At 46.0% G+C, this 13780-nt stretch carries 17 protein-coding genes; all 17 read right to left on the bottom strand.

What is annotated here, in order from left to right; translation table 11 throughout:
- Window positions 1–80: 80 nt before the first annotated feature.
- Complete coding sequence (locus RUMAL_RS06265; protein ID WP_013497922.1) at window positions 81–1283, bottom strand: saccharopine dehydrogenase family protein; 1203 nt, start codon at window positions 1281–1283, stop codon at window positions 81–83.
- A 66-nt stretch (window positions 1284–1349) separates the two neighbouring features.
- Window positions 1350–2012, bottom strand: coding sequence for a hypothetical protein (locus RUMAL_RS06260; protein ID WP_013497921.1), 663 nt, complete (start codon window positions 2010–2012; stop codon window positions 1350–1352).
- Window positions 2009–2659 (bottom strand): hypothetical protein, encoded by a 651-nt coding sequence (locus tag RUMAL_RS06255; protein ID WP_154662816.1) that lies wholly within the window; start codon window positions 2657–2659, stop codon window positions 2009–2011. Before RUMAL_RS06255 ends, RUMAL_RS06260 begins: the two co-directional genes overlap by 4 nt.
- Window positions 2660–3183: 524 nt before the next feature.
- Window positions 3184–3624 carry a methyltransferase family protein gene (locus tag RUMAL_RS06250; RefSeq protein ID WP_242837719.1) on the bottom strand — a complete coding sequence of 147 codons (441 nt, stop codon included), beginning with the start codon at window positions 3622–3624 and terminating at the stop codon, window positions 3184–3186.
- Between the two features lie 6 nt (window positions 3625–3630).
- Complete coding sequence (locus tag RUMAL_RS22390; protein ID WP_242837720.1) at window positions 3631–3855, bottom strand: hypothetical protein; 225 nt, start codon at window positions 3853–3855, stop codon at window positions 3631–3633.
- Window positions 3856–4164: 309 nt separating this feature from the next.
- Window positions 4165–4569 carry a DUF6756 family protein gene (locus RUMAL_RS06245; protein WP_013497919.1) on the bottom strand — a complete coding sequence of 135 codons (405 nt, stop codon included), beginning with the start codon at window positions 4567–4569 and terminating at the stop codon, window positions 4165–4167.
- Window positions 4570–4785: 216 nt separating this feature from the next.
- Window positions 4786–5640 carry an agmatinase gene (gene speB, locus RUMAL_RS06240; RefSeq protein ID WP_013497918.1) on the bottom strand — a complete coding sequence of 285 codons (855 nt, stop codon included), beginning with the start codon at window positions 5638–5640 and terminating at the stop codon, window positions 4786–4788.
- Window positions 5641–5714: 74 nt separating this feature from the next.
- Complete coding sequence (locus RUMAL_RS06235; RefSeq protein WP_013497917.1) at window positions 5715–6221, bottom strand: DUF3592 domain-containing protein; 507 nt, start codon at window positions 6219–6221, stop codon at window positions 5715–5717.
- 85 nt (window positions 6222–6306) lie between these two features.
- The gene (locus RUMAL_RS06230) at window positions 6307–6600 is read right to left on the bottom strand and encodes a hypothetical protein (protein WP_013497916.1); all 294 of its coding nucleotides are present in this window, start codon (window positions 6598–6600) and stop codon (window positions 6307–6309) included.
- Window positions 6601–6615: 15 nt separating this feature from the next.
- The gene (gene speE, locus RUMAL_RS06225; protein WP_013497915.1) at window positions 6616–7464 is read right to left on the bottom strand and encodes a polyamine aminopropyltransferase; all 849 of its coding nucleotides are present in this window, start codon (window positions 7462–7464) and stop codon (window positions 6616–6618) included.
- Window positions 7465–7486: 22 nt separating this feature from the next.
- Entirely contained in the window at window positions 7487–8104 is a 618-nt protein-coding gene (locus tag RUMAL_RS06220) for a hypothetical protein (protein ID WP_013497914.1), read from the bottom strand.
- A gap of 30 nt (window positions 8105–8134) precedes the next feature.
- Window positions 8135–8569, bottom strand: a complete 435-nt coding sequence (locus RUMAL_RS06215; protein WP_013497913.1) for a GNAT family N-acetyltransferase — start codon at window positions 8567–8569, stop codon at window positions 8135–8137.
- A 4-nt stretch (window positions 8570–8573) separates the two neighbouring features.
- On the bottom strand, window positions 8574–8825 hold the full coding sequence (locus tag RUMAL_RS06210; RefSeq protein ID WP_013497912.1) for a hypothetical protein: 252 nt from the start codon (window positions 8823–8825) through the stop codon (window positions 8574–8576).
- Between the two features lie 22 nt (window positions 8826–8847).
- Complete coding sequence (locus RUMAL_RS06205; RefSeq protein WP_013497911.1) at window positions 8848–9363, bottom strand: hypothetical protein; 516 nt, start codon at window positions 9361–9363, stop codon at window positions 8848–8850.
- Between the two features lie 13 nt (window positions 9364–9376).
- Window positions 9377–10825, bottom strand: a complete 1449-nt coding sequence (locus tag RUMAL_RS06200; RefSeq protein ID WP_473241518.1) for an aminotransferase class I/II-fold pyridoxal phosphate-dependent enzyme — start codon at window positions 10823–10825, stop codon at window positions 9377–9379.
- A gap of 176 nt (window positions 10826–11001) precedes the next feature.
- Window positions 11002–11805, bottom strand: coding sequence for an adenosylmethionine decarboxylase (gene speD / locus RUMAL_RS06195; RefSeq protein WP_013497909.1), 804 nt, complete (start codon window positions 11803–11805; stop codon window positions 11002–11004).
- A gap of 279 nt (window positions 11806–12084) precedes the next feature.
- The gene (locus RUMAL_RS06190; RefSeq protein WP_013497908.1) at window positions 12085–13716 is read right to left on the bottom strand and encodes a recombinase family protein; all 1632 of its coding nucleotides are present in this window, start codon (window positions 13714–13716) and stop codon (window positions 12085–12087) included.
- Window positions 13717–13780: the final 64 nt, after the last annotated feature.

Below are 13780 nucleotides of genomic sequence, written 5' to 3'. Positions count from 1 at the left end.
GGAATGACCGTCCACAGCGGCGTATAAGCGAATGTCAACAATTAATGAACACACTAACGATTCGCTTTTAGTGTTATGAATTAATCTACCAGTACAGGATTGAAATTCTCTGTCCAGGGCAGACCCCACTTGTTCAGTGCTTCCATGAAAGGATCGGGATCGAATTCCTCGACGTTGTATACGCCGGGTTTCTTCCACTTGCCTGTCAGCACCATCATAGCGCCTATCATAGCGGGTACTCCTGTGGTGTAGGATATAGCCTGTGAGCCGACTTCCTTGTAGCACTCCTGATGGTCGCATACGTTGTATACATAGTAGGTCTTGTCCTTGCCGTCCTTCTTGCCCTGGAAGATACAGCCTATATTGGTCTTGCCCTTTGTTCTGGGGCCAAGGCTTGCAGGGTCGGGGAGAACTGCTTTCAGGAACTGGAGAGGTACTATCTCCTTGCCCTCGTACATGATAGGCTCGATGGAGGTCATACCAACATTTTCCAGACATTTCAGGTGTGTCAGGTAGCTCTGACCAAAGGTCATGAAGAAACGTATCCTCTTGATGCCCTTGATATTCAGTGCCAGGGATTCAAGCTCTTCGTGGTGGAGCAGGTACATATCCTTTTCGCCAACCTGATCGAAGTTGTATACTCTCTTGATCTCCATAGGCTCGGTCTCTACCCAATTGCCGTCCTGAATGTAGCTGCCCTTTGCGCTTACCTCACGGATATTGATCTCGGGGTTGAAGTTGGTCGCAAAAGGATAGCCGTGGTCGCCGCCGTTGCAGTCGAGGATATCGATGTAGTTTATCTCATCGAAGTAGTGCTTCTGGGCATAAGCGCAGAATACGCCTGTAACGCCGGGGTCGAAGCCCGAACCCAGCACAGCGGTGATGCCTGCTTTCTCGAATCTCTCGCGGTAAGCCCACTGCCAGCTGTATTCAAACTTAGCAGTATCCTCGGGCTCGTAGTTTGCGGTATCAAGGTAGTCAACCTTGCATTCAAGACAAGCGTCCATGATATGAAGATCCTGATAGGGCAGAGCCACGTTGATACAGATATCGGGCTTGTACTCCTTCATCAGCGCAACCAGCTCGGGAACGTTATCAGCGTTTACCTGTGCGGTGGTGATGTTGGTCTTGGTCTTGCCCTGAAGCTCCTCCTTGAACTTATCGCACTTAGCCTTTGTACGGCTGGCGATACAGATATCTGTGAACACCTCGCTGTTCTGGCAGCACTTGTGTATAACAACACCTGCTACTCCTCCTGCACCTATTATCAAAGCTCTTGACATTTTACATCTTCCTTTCGGTTTAATAATTTATTTGGGTAAAGCGGAGAATATCCGCGTATTATCATATCAAGTCCGCCGCGGCAGACCGTCCCTTATCCTCAGCATAGCTTCGGTGTGCATTATGTGGTGGCGGGAAAAGGGCATCTGTATCAGCCCACGGATATCCTTGCCGCACCAGTAGTCCACCAGCCAGAATGCGTCTTCGCTTCGGCTGACGACTTCAAGGGATATAAGCTTTTCACGGCGTTCTGTGGGTATCTTTGTTTTCAGCTTATCGTAATCCATACCCAATAGGGTATCCTCGGTGCTTTGCTTTACATCACTGGTGTATTCGTAAAGCGCTCCGATATCCAGCACTTTCGTGAAACCGGCTATCTCGTCGCCCGAAAGTTCGTTGCCTGTGGTGATGATAGGCGAGTTGATACGGCGCTGATAGTCACCTGTGAAAAACACCTGTTCCCTGTCAGCGATAAGGGTATTCGCCGTAATATCCTCAATGCGGAAAATATGCCACAGTGAGTAGGCGATGTTCTTGCAATGATAGCCCTTAGCCTTTGGGTACGGCATGGCATCAAAGTCCCCGCGTGAAAGTTCTTCCCGCAGAGAAAGCATTGTATTATAAAGCTCGTCACGCAGTCTGAAAAGTGCGGCGATGCCCTCATTGAAAGTATCTCGCTTTTTCAGCAGCTGCTGCATAGCCTTGTTAAGATCGGACCATTCCTTGTTCATAGATTTCTACCACTTTCGCCATTGTTGTCGCGGTCTTTTCGGGTCTGTTCCCGAACCCAGCTATCCCAGCTGATCTTTTCAGCGCTATGATTAATGATCGCCACTGCAATAATGATGATCGTTACATAGAACGTGATGCGAATGATGTACACAGCCACATAAAACAAAGGTGAGTTACCCCATGTACTGTACGTCGCCTTGTCGCCATCAGCGATAACTTTATAAGGTTCATCAATATCATAGGTGTGGGACGTTTTCTTCGTTACGCCGAGAACTTCGCCGTTTTTGCCTACATAAGCAAGCCTGAACTTTCCGTACTGTTTATACAGTTTTTCAGCAGAGCATTTCAGCATCATATCATCATGTTCATATCCGTATGGCTTAACTACGTCAAAATCTTTCACATATGTTGAATGTAGAGAAAGTGACTTATAGCCGTCATCGTCATACTTAGCTATTTCACTGTTTTTATTTATATCTATAGGTTCAGAATTGAACACCGAGCTACCTTCGTTGTCAATTCCCTTGCTTATGAGCTTTTGGGGAATAACATTGAAATCGGTGTAATTTTCATCACTGCTGTCTATCTTAACGAGAACGTCTACATATGCAGTTCCTTCGGGCACATCGCTGTATTCTATTTCCAATTGTGTTCTGTCAAAATGCGGAATCCTATGAAATGACTTAGAAACATAAGCTAAGCATAATATGCTTAACGGTATCATCACAACCCATATCTTTTTCAAAACAGGCATTATTGCTTTGATTTTTCCGGATTTTTTTTCATAGCCTGTCCGCATATCATTTTCACTTGTCTGTGAAAATAAATTCACGTATCTGAAGAGAATTAACCCTGCTATGCCGATTATCAAAGCGAATAACGAATGAGTAAAATAAATTATCCCTGCTATTGCTAATATTATCATCAGGACTTCTATCTTATCTAAAATTGAAGTCACTGACGGGATTTTCCTGTTTGTTTTCATAATTGGTTCCTCCGTAATAGTTTTATCACTTCTGCGGACATCTGCCGCGTACATTTAATATACGTTTCGGCAGGCGCCTTTTTATGGCGTGATTTTACATAAATATACGGAGCGTTGGATGTATGTTTTTCACAAAACATTTCGTTGGTAAAAATACAGCGGAGAAAGCTTCTGACCGCAGATATCTACCACACAAAAGGCATCAGCCTGTACTTTACTTTCTTCTTATAGTCGATATAGCCTTTGAGTCCGTTTTCCAGGACTTTTTCCTTGTTGCCTATCCTTGTTACTATTATAACAGGGTAGGCAAGGAATATCACAAAGGATATCACCGAACCAAGTACAAGCGGTGCAAAGCAGAACATAAGAATGGTGGCGGTGTACATGGGGTGGCGTATAACGCCGTAAAGCCCCGTGTCGATGACTTTCTGTTTCTCCTGTACCTCCACCGTGCGGGAGAGGTATTCATTCTCGCGGAGTACCTCGGCGTACATGGCGTAGCCGATGAGGAATACCACCGCCGCAGTAACGCTGACCCACATTGGAAGTCTCAGCCACCCGAAGCGGAAACTCAGCCCCGCCGTGATGAAGCCCGCAAGGAACATCAGCAGACTTGATATGACCACGCCTTTCTAGGTGTTTTCCTGTTCCTTGCTGTTAAGGCGCTTTCTCAGCAGTTCGGGACTTTTCAGCGCCAGCACGATGCCTATCATCAGCATCGGCAGAAAAAGCACTGCCATAAATATCCAGCCCTGTGTGAAAGCAAGCGTCCCCGCAGGCAGGAATATCAGCAGAGCAAGCATTACAAGCCCTGCAAGAAATTTTGTCACTGCGCTTATCATGAGTTTTCTGTCCATAATATCACCCCGTTAGTAAGATAGGGCAATACCGCGCAAACATATCATAGCTGTAACCTCCGTAATAATTTTTTCACCTGTTCTGAAGCACCTTGCCGCTTATATCATATATACGTTTCGGCGGCAGAGATTTTTGGTGTTATCATCAACAATTATACGGAGCGTTTCATGTGCAGTCTTCACAAAAGGAAGACCTGCTATAATATGGTTTCGCGGTGCTGCCTTCGGTTAGTTCTTAACGGCAGAAAACACAGCACATTCGCCGTCATCGCAGTGGCATATCACCCACCTGAATTTAGGCGAAAGTATTTAAGCATCTTCAAGATAGAAAAGCTCGGGCAGAAGCGAGAATATCTCCGCGGCATAGCCCTCATAGACCCAGCCCTGTGAAAGTATCAGGAACAGCTTTTTGTCCCTGTCCTCTGCGAGGATAAGCTCACGTACCTGCGCAAAATAGGCGAATTCGTCAGCCCCACATCTCACGGGCTCACTGTGGGCAAGTCCTTCCCTGAAATTCAGCCAGCTGTAAGCAAGGCTGCTTCCGCGCTGTTTTTTCATATCCAGGAATGTATAGCAGAATTTTGTGATGATGTCCTTCCAGCCCGATTTTGCGAACTCTGATAACCTCTCGGGTGGTATGCCCTTATCCCTGCTTACTTTCTCTGCCTCGTCCCTGACAAGGAAGCTTGTTTCGGGCTTTTTTTCAAATTCCATACACCCTCCAAAGTTTTGCCGTACTGACCTTAAACCCATGATAACACAGACAGCACCCGCTGTCAACCGTCACGCAAAGGCAATGGCGCAACGGTCGGTTGCGATTTGTTATCCCGCGGATAGCTGTTGGTCATCTTCCCCCGCCTGCGGCGGGGGAAGATGACACCCGAGTATACCGACGGTCAAGTGGTGTTCTAAAGTGAAAGCAGGAAAATATTACCTGTGAAATCTCAACAGCATCTCCCTCATAGTCTTGCAGGCGAGGGCTGTGCTTCTGCCGCTTGGGTCATAGGCAGGGGAAAGCTCGTTCATATCAAAGCCCACAATATTCAGCTCGGAAAGGACTTCGATAGCGTCAAGCAGTTCATCGAAATGCACGCCGCCGGCTTCGGGAGTGCCTGTGCCGGGGAATTCCGAGGGGTCGAGAACGTCCATATCAAGGGTGAAATATACAGGTGCGTTGCCGAGATAGCCCGCTACTTCGCGGAGAGTGCGGAAGTCGAAAAGGTTGAGGGAGGTATGCTCCTGCATAACGAATTCAACTTCGCTCTTATCGGCACTGCGTATACCGAACTGAAATATTTTTCCGTCGCCCAGTATCTCCTGACAGCGGCGCATAACGCAGGCGTGAGAAAGCTTAACGCCCAGATAATCCTCGCGGAGGTCGGCATGGGCATCGAACTGTATAACGTGCAGGTCGGGATATTTCTCGGCACAGGCTCTTACTGCCCCAAGGGTAACAAGATGTTCGCCGCCTATCATGCAGGGTATCTTGCCGTCACCAAGGATAGTGGCAGTCCTTTTCTTGATATCGTCCAGCGCTCTTTCGGGAGAACCGAAAGGCAGTTCAAGGTCGCCGCTGTCGAATACCTTTATATCCAGCATATCCTTCATCTGATATACCGAGAAAGTCTCGATGCCAAAACTCTCGCTCCTCATCGCCTGGCTTGCAAACCTCGTTCCCGGGCGGAATGAAGTGGTGCTGTCAAAGGGTGCGCCGAACATTACTATCTTTGCTTCATCGTACTCGCAGTCGCAGGCGATGAAAGTCTGTACATTTTTCTCTAACATTATTATTCTCCTTTCGGTATAGACGTTGGTGTTTAAAACTTGCTTTATAAAAGGGTTCACAATATAGGTCGTATCTAGCACTTCACTAAAATGAAAGAGCCGATCACAGCCGGGAGCCCCAAAAACGTAAACATTATCATCTCTATTATCGATTGATAATAGTATGCAGGAACAATAACGAATTCCCACGGTTCGTTTTCGAGATATGATATTTTAACTTTGGAGCCTTTTCTGTATTTTCTGAGCAGTATAGTCATTCCGACCTTGCTTTGATATTTATGTGAGATCTTTGAGGTATCAAGAAACTGAATGATCGGATAATAATTTTTCATTTTACTCCATTCAACGTGATGATCTTTTATTACTGCTTTGGTGCTTATCCCATTTTTAACAATTTCTCTTACTGAAAGAAAATGACTGATCCCCGCTCCAGATCCAAGCAATGATAGAACAGAGAGTATTTCCAATAACACCGACAGCCAGAAAAGCGTAGGTTTTCCGCCGTAATAAATATATAGTCCTTGAAAGACCGTTAGGATAACAATATAGCAAGCGATCACGATACGGATAACGATTTTCACATTATATCACCACCTGAGTACCAGCAATCACGAATTCTACATTATCTCCTGCTTTTATAAAAGTGTTCCCAAGATAGGTCAGTAATCAATACAGAACTAATTGAAATATAATATATATTCCGGAACCTAAAACAAGTGGAGCTAATTGAAAATACAAAGTATCTTTTATATGGAATTTTCCAATTAATTTGTAAAAAATATTCGGTATCAGTAAAACTAACATCCATACAAATGAAATAAACAAACCTAATCCAATGTCATGGTCTTGATTATTTTTCTCGAAAATAAAAGCATAGCTTATTGTTAATGCGATAACCGCAATAACGCCTTCGATCAGATTGAATATAATTGAACTTCTCTTCAACGATATGTTTTTCATAGTAACCTCCAGTTGTTACGAATTCTCCAGTATCTCCAGCACATCATTGGGCAGTGCGAAACAGCCCTTGTGGAGGTCGGTGTTGTAGTACCTTGTCTTTATGCCGAACTCTTTCCAGCGGTCGGCTTTAAGGTCGTATACGGGGTGCAGGTTCTTCGAGGCAAAGCCGAAAAGCCAGTGTCCCGAGGGATAGGTGGGTATATGCGCCTGATACACCATGGATACGGGGAAGCTTGCGCCGATGCGCTTGTGCGTCCTTGTCACCATATCCACGTAGCTGTCGTAGTAGGTGCTTTCATGCTGATTTATCAGTATGCCGCTGTCCGTCAGTGCCTTGAAGCAGTTGCCGTAGAATTCCTTGGTGAAAAGTCCCTCTCCCGGACCGAATGGGTCGGTGGAATCCACGATGATAAGGTCGTATTCACTGCTTTTTCTGCGGACGTATTTAAGACCGTCCTCAAAAAACAGGTGTACTCTCGGGTCATCGAACTTGCAGGCTGTCTGTGGGAGATACTCCTTGCAGACTTCCACCACCTGTTCATCTATCTCCACCATATCGATATTTTCGATGGATTCATAGCGGGTCAGCTCGCGGACAGTTCCGCCGTCACCCGCACCGATGACCAGCACATTCTTGATATCGGGATTGACAGCCATAGGCACGGCTGTTACCATCTCATGGTAGATATACTCGTCCTTTTCGGTCAGCATGATGAAGCCGTCCAGCACCAGCACCCGCCCGAATTCGTAGGTGTCGAATACATCTATCTCCTGATAATAGCTTTTGCCCGAGTAAAGCTGTTTCTTTACTTTTATTGTAAAATTAACATCGTCCGTATGCTTTTCAGTAAACCAAAGATCCATGGTGTTCCCTCTCTTCTATATTTTAATATGTCAAAAACCTTATCACAGCGCAGTATCCGCTGTCTGTTTTGCCAAAGCCGATGTCATACATACCCTTGATTCTATCGGCGAATACGCGGTCATATATCTCGGTGAATTCAATGCTGTAGCCCTTTTCCTTGATTGCAAAGTTCAGGTCGTCTTTGAAACTGCTGAACAATTCACTATCGGGGCTGATTCTTTGCAGTTCGTTTTTCTTTTCATTGCCGGGTGAGGATACCTCATTTTTCGTGATATCTTCCTCATCGGTGGTGTACTCTGTTATCTCGGAATCGGGAAATGCTTTACCCAGAAAATCCTGCGGGTCACTAATATTTTCGACTATCAGCCTCGAATAGCTGTCCCCCGCACCTGACTCCCGTCTGAACCATACAGGTTTGACATCATCGGGCATGGTCATATCGAGAAATATCTCGATCCTTGCTATGCGTTCCTTATCAAAACTGTCCCACTTGATATTGGTGATTCTTGCGTAGTGTATTGCAGTATATATCAGGTAACCCAAACCGATAAGTATCAGCCCGCCAAATATTATCAGCGTAGTGAAACAGCCTGTATTTAATTTTTTTGAGAATCTTTTTTCGTCAAAGTCCTCTATCATTCAAATTCATTCCTGCCCTGTTTTATGTACTCATAATCTCTTGGTGAAGTGTACCTGCATCTTGTCGCTGATGTAGCCCTGCCGCTTGTAGAACTCGTGAGCTCCTGTGCGGGTACTGCCCGAATTCAGGCGGACAAGATGTATACCGCGCTCCACAGCCCAATTTTCCGCCGCTTTTATCAGCGCCGAACCTATTCCCAGACGTCTGTATTTGCCGCTTACAGCCACCCCGAGATAGTTCACCATCTTTTCAAAGTACAAAGTTTTGTACTCTTCCACATGGATATATCCCACGGCACTGCTGTCCGTCTCGGCAACGAAAACAGATTCACGGGAACTGTCAAGCCCCGATATATTCGCTCTTACCATCTCCGCATCACAGGGATATCCCAGGTCTTCGCGGCTTATCTCTGCGATATCATCGGCATCTTCGGGGCGTACTTCACGTATGATAAATTCAGCCATGGCTTCACCCGAAGATAAATCTGAGTATCACTATTACAGCCGCTATCAGCCCGATGGCAGAAGCCGCCACAAAGCCCAGCACCAGTCTGCCGAAGGTCTTGCCCGATATACTTGCGTTTATACGCAGACCACGCTTTTGCTTTGTGGGTGCAAGTTCCTGATAGAATGCCCCGTTGCCCTGAAAGCCCTGTATATTGTTACTGCTAAGGGGCTGCTTTATCTCGTTGGGGTTTTTAAGATCTTGTCTGTTGTCCATATTATTACCCTCTTTGTGTCTGTTATGTTTTTCTTGCAAATAGCTTTGCTTTAAAACTCTCGTCTTCTTTGTAAAACACTATGTAATATTCATCGAACCTTTTAACACCCTTGCTGTTTACAAACTCACAGCTGTACGAAGCACACGAACTGTCCAATTTATAGTCCTCGTAATCATAAACACACATATTATATTGGTCAGTTATCTCAGCGGCAGAGTATGTGCCGTCAAAGCATTCTTCCATAAACTTTTCGGCACCATCGATATCTTTTAACCAAAGCTGATAGCAATAGTCCCCCGCAGCATGGCTGACCGTCAGCTTAACAGGAGTTGTACTGCCCTCAACAGTCACGCCCATATCATCGCGTATCATCTTTATCTCTTTATTTCCGAAAGATGTGTACTCCTGAAAAGACTGTTTCATAAGCAGAAAATTCGCTATATCGGGAGCAAATATGACCATCACCGCAAGTCCGACAGCTATGACCGCAAAGATTATTATACAGCCCAGCCGTTTTTTAGTTGTTTTGTTGTCCATATTATTACCCTTGTTATTCTACCACATTTATATAGTTTATCTCAAGGTCTTCGGTACCTGTCAGCAGGCATCCCTTTTCCTTGCAGTAGTTTATGTAACTGATTATCTCTTTTGTTATGCGCTCGCCGGGGGCAAGTATGGGTATTCCGGGGGGATAGCACATTACGAATTCTCCGCATATCTGACCTTCGCTCTCATTTATCCACATTGCACGCTTGTCGCTGTAAAAGGCTTTCTGCGGGGTCATTTCCACCTGCGGGTCGATATACTCGTGGTCAAAAAGACCTGTGGGGTCTTTTGAATAAAGGCGCTTTATCTCGCTGAGTGAGGATATGAAACGCTCTATTTCAAGCTCTCTGTCTCCCGCGGATACTATGGCGAGGATATTGCCGATATCGCCGAATTCTATCTGGATATCGTAGTCATCACGGAGGATATCATATACCTCAACTCCCGCAAGCCCGATATCACGGGTGTGAACGCTCAGCTTGGTGGAATCGAAGGCGTAGAAATCATCGCCGTTTTCAAGTTCCTTGCCGTAGGCATAGTAGCCGCCTATCTTGTTTATCTCCTCGCGGGCGTAGTCCGAATAAGCCACTGCCTTTGCGAAAAGTTCCTTGCCGTTCATGGCGAGGTTCTTTCTTGCGATATCAAGGCTGACCATCAGCAGATATGAACCGCTGGTTGTCTGGGTCAGGTTGATTATCTGGCGGACATAGCCCTCGGATACCGTGTTTTTGCACAGCAGAAGTGAAGACTGGGTAAGGCTGCCGCCTGTTTTGTGTATACTGACCGCCGCCATATCAGCCCCTGCCGCCATTGCAGAACATGGCAGACCCTCACCGAAATAGAGGTGGGTGCCGTGGGCTTCGTCCGCAAGTACCAGCATACCGTGTTCGTGGGCAAGCTTGACTATCGCGCGGATATCGGAGCATATGCCGTAGTAGGTGGGATTGTTCACCAGCACCGCCTTGGCGTCGGGGTTCTCGCGTATAGCCTTTTCAACTGCGCTTACCGACATACCGAGGGGTATGCCCAGACGCTTGTTGGTGCCGGGATCAACGTAGACAGGCACAGCACCGCATACAACAAGGGCGTTTATGGCGCTCCTGTGGACGTTTCTCGGCATGATTATCTTTTCCCCCGCCTTGCAGGCAGTGAATACCATGGTCTGCACTGCGGAGGTAGTTCCACCCACCATAAAGAAAGCGTGGTCAGCCCCGAAAGCGTCCGCCGCCAGCTGTTCGGATTCCTTTATGACCGAAACGGGGTGGCAGAGGTTATCCAGATTTTTCATGGAATTGACATCGCAAGCCATACACTGGTCTCCCAGAAAGGCTTTAAGTTCTTTATTCATACGTCCGCCCTTGTGCCCCGGCACGTCAAGCCGGACGATACGGTTTTTCATGTGTTTTTTCAGTGCCTCGTAAAGCGGCGCTTTTGTCTGGTCTAAGCTCAAAATGCTCACTCCTCTTTAACGCAAAGCACTTGACTCTGCGAAAAATGTGATATTCAAAATGTACAAAAAACAGTACTACAAAAATTCTTTTCGGGACATATCTTCTATTGCGGTTTTGAAGAGGATATGCATATCAAGCCCCTTTGACCCGTTTTTCGGGGAAGGGGCTTGGTGACAACTTAATAAATGTTCATTCCGCTGTATATCTCTATCATCTCGCGGCGGAGGCTGTCGGTGATATCAAGACGCTGTTTCGGGGTAAGCTCGTATACGTCCTTTTTGAACAGGTAGTTCTGGAGGTCGATCTCCTTTATCAGCAGCTTGGTGTGAAAAATATTTGACTGATATACATTGACATCGATGGCATCATACTTGGTAAGGGTAGATTTATCGATATAATCCTGAATGGAAGTGATATCGTGGTCGATGAAGAACTTCTTGCCCAGCACATCACGGGTGAATCCGCGAACGCGGTAGTCGATGGTGATGATATCGGAATCGAAGCTGGCTATCAGATAATTCAGGGCATTAAGGGGAGATATAGTACCGCAGGTAGATACGTCTATATCCACGCGGAAAGTGGAGATAGAGTTATCGGGGTGATACTCGGGGAAGGTGTGCACGGTCACATGACTCTTATCCAGATGAGCGTGTATCATCTCGGGAGTATCGGGTAGAATGCCCAGATTGCAGGAGGGGTCGATAGAATCCTTATCCAGCTCCTTTTCGGCTATGAGGACATTCACGGAAGCGCCCTGGGGTTCATAATCCTGTTTGGAAATATTAAGCACGCGGGCACCGATCATCTCGGTAACGTCGCAGAGTATTTTGGTAAGACGTTCGGAGTTATACTGCTCGTCGATATACTCGATATAATCCTTTTGTTCTTTCTGACCTTTAGCGTAGCAAACATCGTAGATATTAAAACTGAGGGTCTTGGTAAGATTATTGAAGCCGTAAAGGGTGATCTTATTATTCTCCAATCTGCCATCTATCCTTTCGGTGTATTTAAAGCAAGCCGCGTAAACAGGCGGGTTTGCGGTGGTTGAACATGGTATGGTGATATGCTGTAAACATCTTACAGCAAACTACAAATCATTATAGCATATTTTTTTATAAATGTAAAGAGACTGGGGTGTAAAAGTTTTGATAAGTGGGTGATTTAGCTGTGCTGAAGATAGAATGCCAAGGAGGAGAGCTTTAGAGGAGCGCCGATAAAGAAGTATTTAAGATTTTAAGATGAGGTTGCGTAACTGCCTTGGTTACGCAACCTTTCTCTTTTTGTCGTACTTCATACTGTCAGCAACGGCAGTCGTTACGGCAACATCAAAGCGGTAATGTATTTCGATTTCCTGCGTGCGATGCCCGCTGCTCTTGTCTGGAGCATGAACCACGATCTTCTCAATCAGTTCGTGCATGATCTCAGGCGTAAGCTCTGTGATATGCTCATACTTCTGCACCACGCTGATGAAAGTGGTCACATCGGCGGACTTCTGTTCGGCGGTTTCGATATAGGCAGTAAGCTCAGTAACGCTTGCCTTTAGTTGCTTCTGTTCGTTCTCATATCCTTCGGACATGACAGCAAATCGCTCATCGGAAATTTTCCCTGATACATTGTCCTCATAAAGCCTTGTAAACAGCCTGTCAAGCTCAATGATACGCTTTTCAGCCTGTTTCAGGGCTTTCTTTGCTTTTGTAAGCTCAGAGGACTGCTTCTGAACGGAATTGTCCATAGCCGCCTGCACAAACTCGTCCTCATGCTCTTTAACCCTGACAAGCAGTTTGTTTAGCTCGTTCAACACAATCTCATTCAGTACAACAGTTCTGATGAAGTGTGCGGAACAAGCGTCCTTGTCCGAGGAATATGTGGAACACTTCAAATGCTCCTGGTCGGCGGTCAGACTTGTCGCACGACACAGATACATCTTCTTTCCGCAGTCCGCACAGTAGACCATACCCGAAAATGGATTGACTTCCTCATGCTTAGTCGGACGACGCTTATGTTTGCGGAGTTCCTGCACCAAGTCGAACTGCTCTTGCGTCACGATAGGCTCATGTGTGTTCTCGAATATAAGCCATTCTTCCTGCGGATTACGAATAGTCTTTTTGATCTTGTATGACTTCTTGCGTGTCCTGAAGTTGACGGTGTGCCCGCAATACTCCGCCTTGACGAGGATTCCCGATACTGTTCTACCGTCCCAGCGTTTAAGATTGGCGTTTTTGTTTACGGGATTCCTGCCCTGTGATATGGCGTATGCTGTTGGTGTTGGTATTCCCTCAGCAGTGAGGATTTTTGCTATCTGAGTCGGTCCGTACCCGTCAATGCAAAGTTTGTATATCCTTCGCACTACTGCTGCAGGCTCATCATCGATCAACCATAAGTTTTTATCTGTTTCCGACTTTTTATAACCGTAAATCGGCACAGAAAGTGGCTTTCCCGACTGTCCCTTAGCCTTGAAAACGGCTCTGATCTTCTTACTCGTATCACGAGCGTACCAGTCGTTAAAAATATTTTTGAAAGCCATCAGTTCATTTTCAGATTTGAAGGTGTCCACACCATCATTTATCGCAATATAGCGAACATCGTAATCAGGGAAAATAATCTCGATGTATTCTCCGGTTTTCAGGTAATCACGTCCAAGTCTTGAAAGGTCTTTTGTAATAACCGTGCTGACCTTTCCGGCTTCTACATCTACCATCATAGCCTTGAAGCCGTCACGTTCAAACGTTGTACCACTCACACCATCGTCCACATAAAACATGGGGTTTCTGAAACCATTATCCTCTGCGTACTTCTTGAGGATAGCCTTCTGATTGGTGATGCTGTTGCTCTCACCCTGTAACATATCGTCCTGTGAAAGACGACAATATAATGCTGTGATCTTGTCTGTCATATTAACCTTCCTTTCCGACAGATACAGCAAGCTATGTTATCATTATAGCGCGCACCGAAAATAA

Origin of the sequence: Ruminococcus albus 7 = DSM 20455 (assembly GCF_000179635.2) — a bacterium.
Lineage (GTDB): Bacteria > Bacillota > Clostridia > Oscillospirales > Ruminococcaceae > Hominimerdicola > Hominimerdicola alba.
The sequence above is the reverse complement of the archived record's forward strand: the minus strand, read 5'-3'. Positions and strand labels throughout refer to the sequence as shown.

What these genes read in the sequence shown, in the direction of transcription:
- RUMAL_RS06265 (WP_013497922.1), bottom strand. Translation starts at nt 1,283, where the DNA reads ATGTCAAGAGCTTTGATAATAGGTGCAGGAGGAGTAGCAGGTGTTGTT.
- RUMAL_RS06260 (WP_013497921.1), bottom strand. Translation starts at nt 2,012, where the DNA reads ATGAACAAGGAATGGTCCGATCTTAACAAGGCTATGCAGCAGCTGCTG.
- RUMAL_RS22390 (WP_242837720.1), bottom strand. Translation starts at nt 3,855, where the DNA reads ATGGACAGAAAACTCATGATAAGCGCAGTGACAAAATTTCTTGCAGGG.
- RUMAL_RS06245 (WP_013497919.1), bottom strand. Translation starts at nt 4,569, where the DNA reads ATGGAATTTGAAAAAAAGCCCGAAACAAGCTTCCTTGTCAGGGACGAG.
- speB (WP_013497918.1), bottom strand. Translation starts at nt 5,640, where the DNA reads ATGTTAGAGAAAAATGTACAGACTTTCATCGCCTGCGACTGCGAGTAC.
- RUMAL_RS06230 (WP_013497916.1), bottom strand. Translation starts at nt 6,600, where the DNA reads ATGAAAAACATATCGTTGAAGAGAAGTTCAATTATATTCAATCTGATC.
- speE (WP_013497915.1), bottom strand. Translation starts at nt 7,464, where the DNA reads ATGGATCTTTGGTTTACTGAAAAGCATACGGACGATGTTAATTTTACA.
- RUMAL_RS06220 (WP_013497914.1), bottom strand. Translation starts at nt 8,104, where the DNA reads ATGATAGAGGACTTTGACGAAAAAAGATTCTCAAAAAAATTAAATACA.
- RUMAL_RS06215 (WP_013497913.1), bottom strand. Translation starts at nt 8,569, where the DNA reads ATGGCTGAATTTATCATACGTGAAGTACGCCCCGAAGATGCCGATGAT.
- RUMAL_RS06210 (WP_013497912.1), bottom strand. Translation starts at nt 8,825, where the DNA reads ATGGACAACAGACAAGATCTTAAAAACCCCAACGAGATAAAGCAGCCC.
- RUMAL_RS06205 (WP_013497911.1), bottom strand. Translation starts at nt 9,363, where the DNA reads ATGGACAACAAAACAACTAAAAAACGGCTGGGCTGTATAATAATCTTT.
- RUMAL_RS06190 (WP_013497908.1), bottom strand. Translation starts at nt 13,716, where the DNA reads ATGACAGACAAGATCACAGCATTATATTGTCGTCTTTCACAGGACGAT.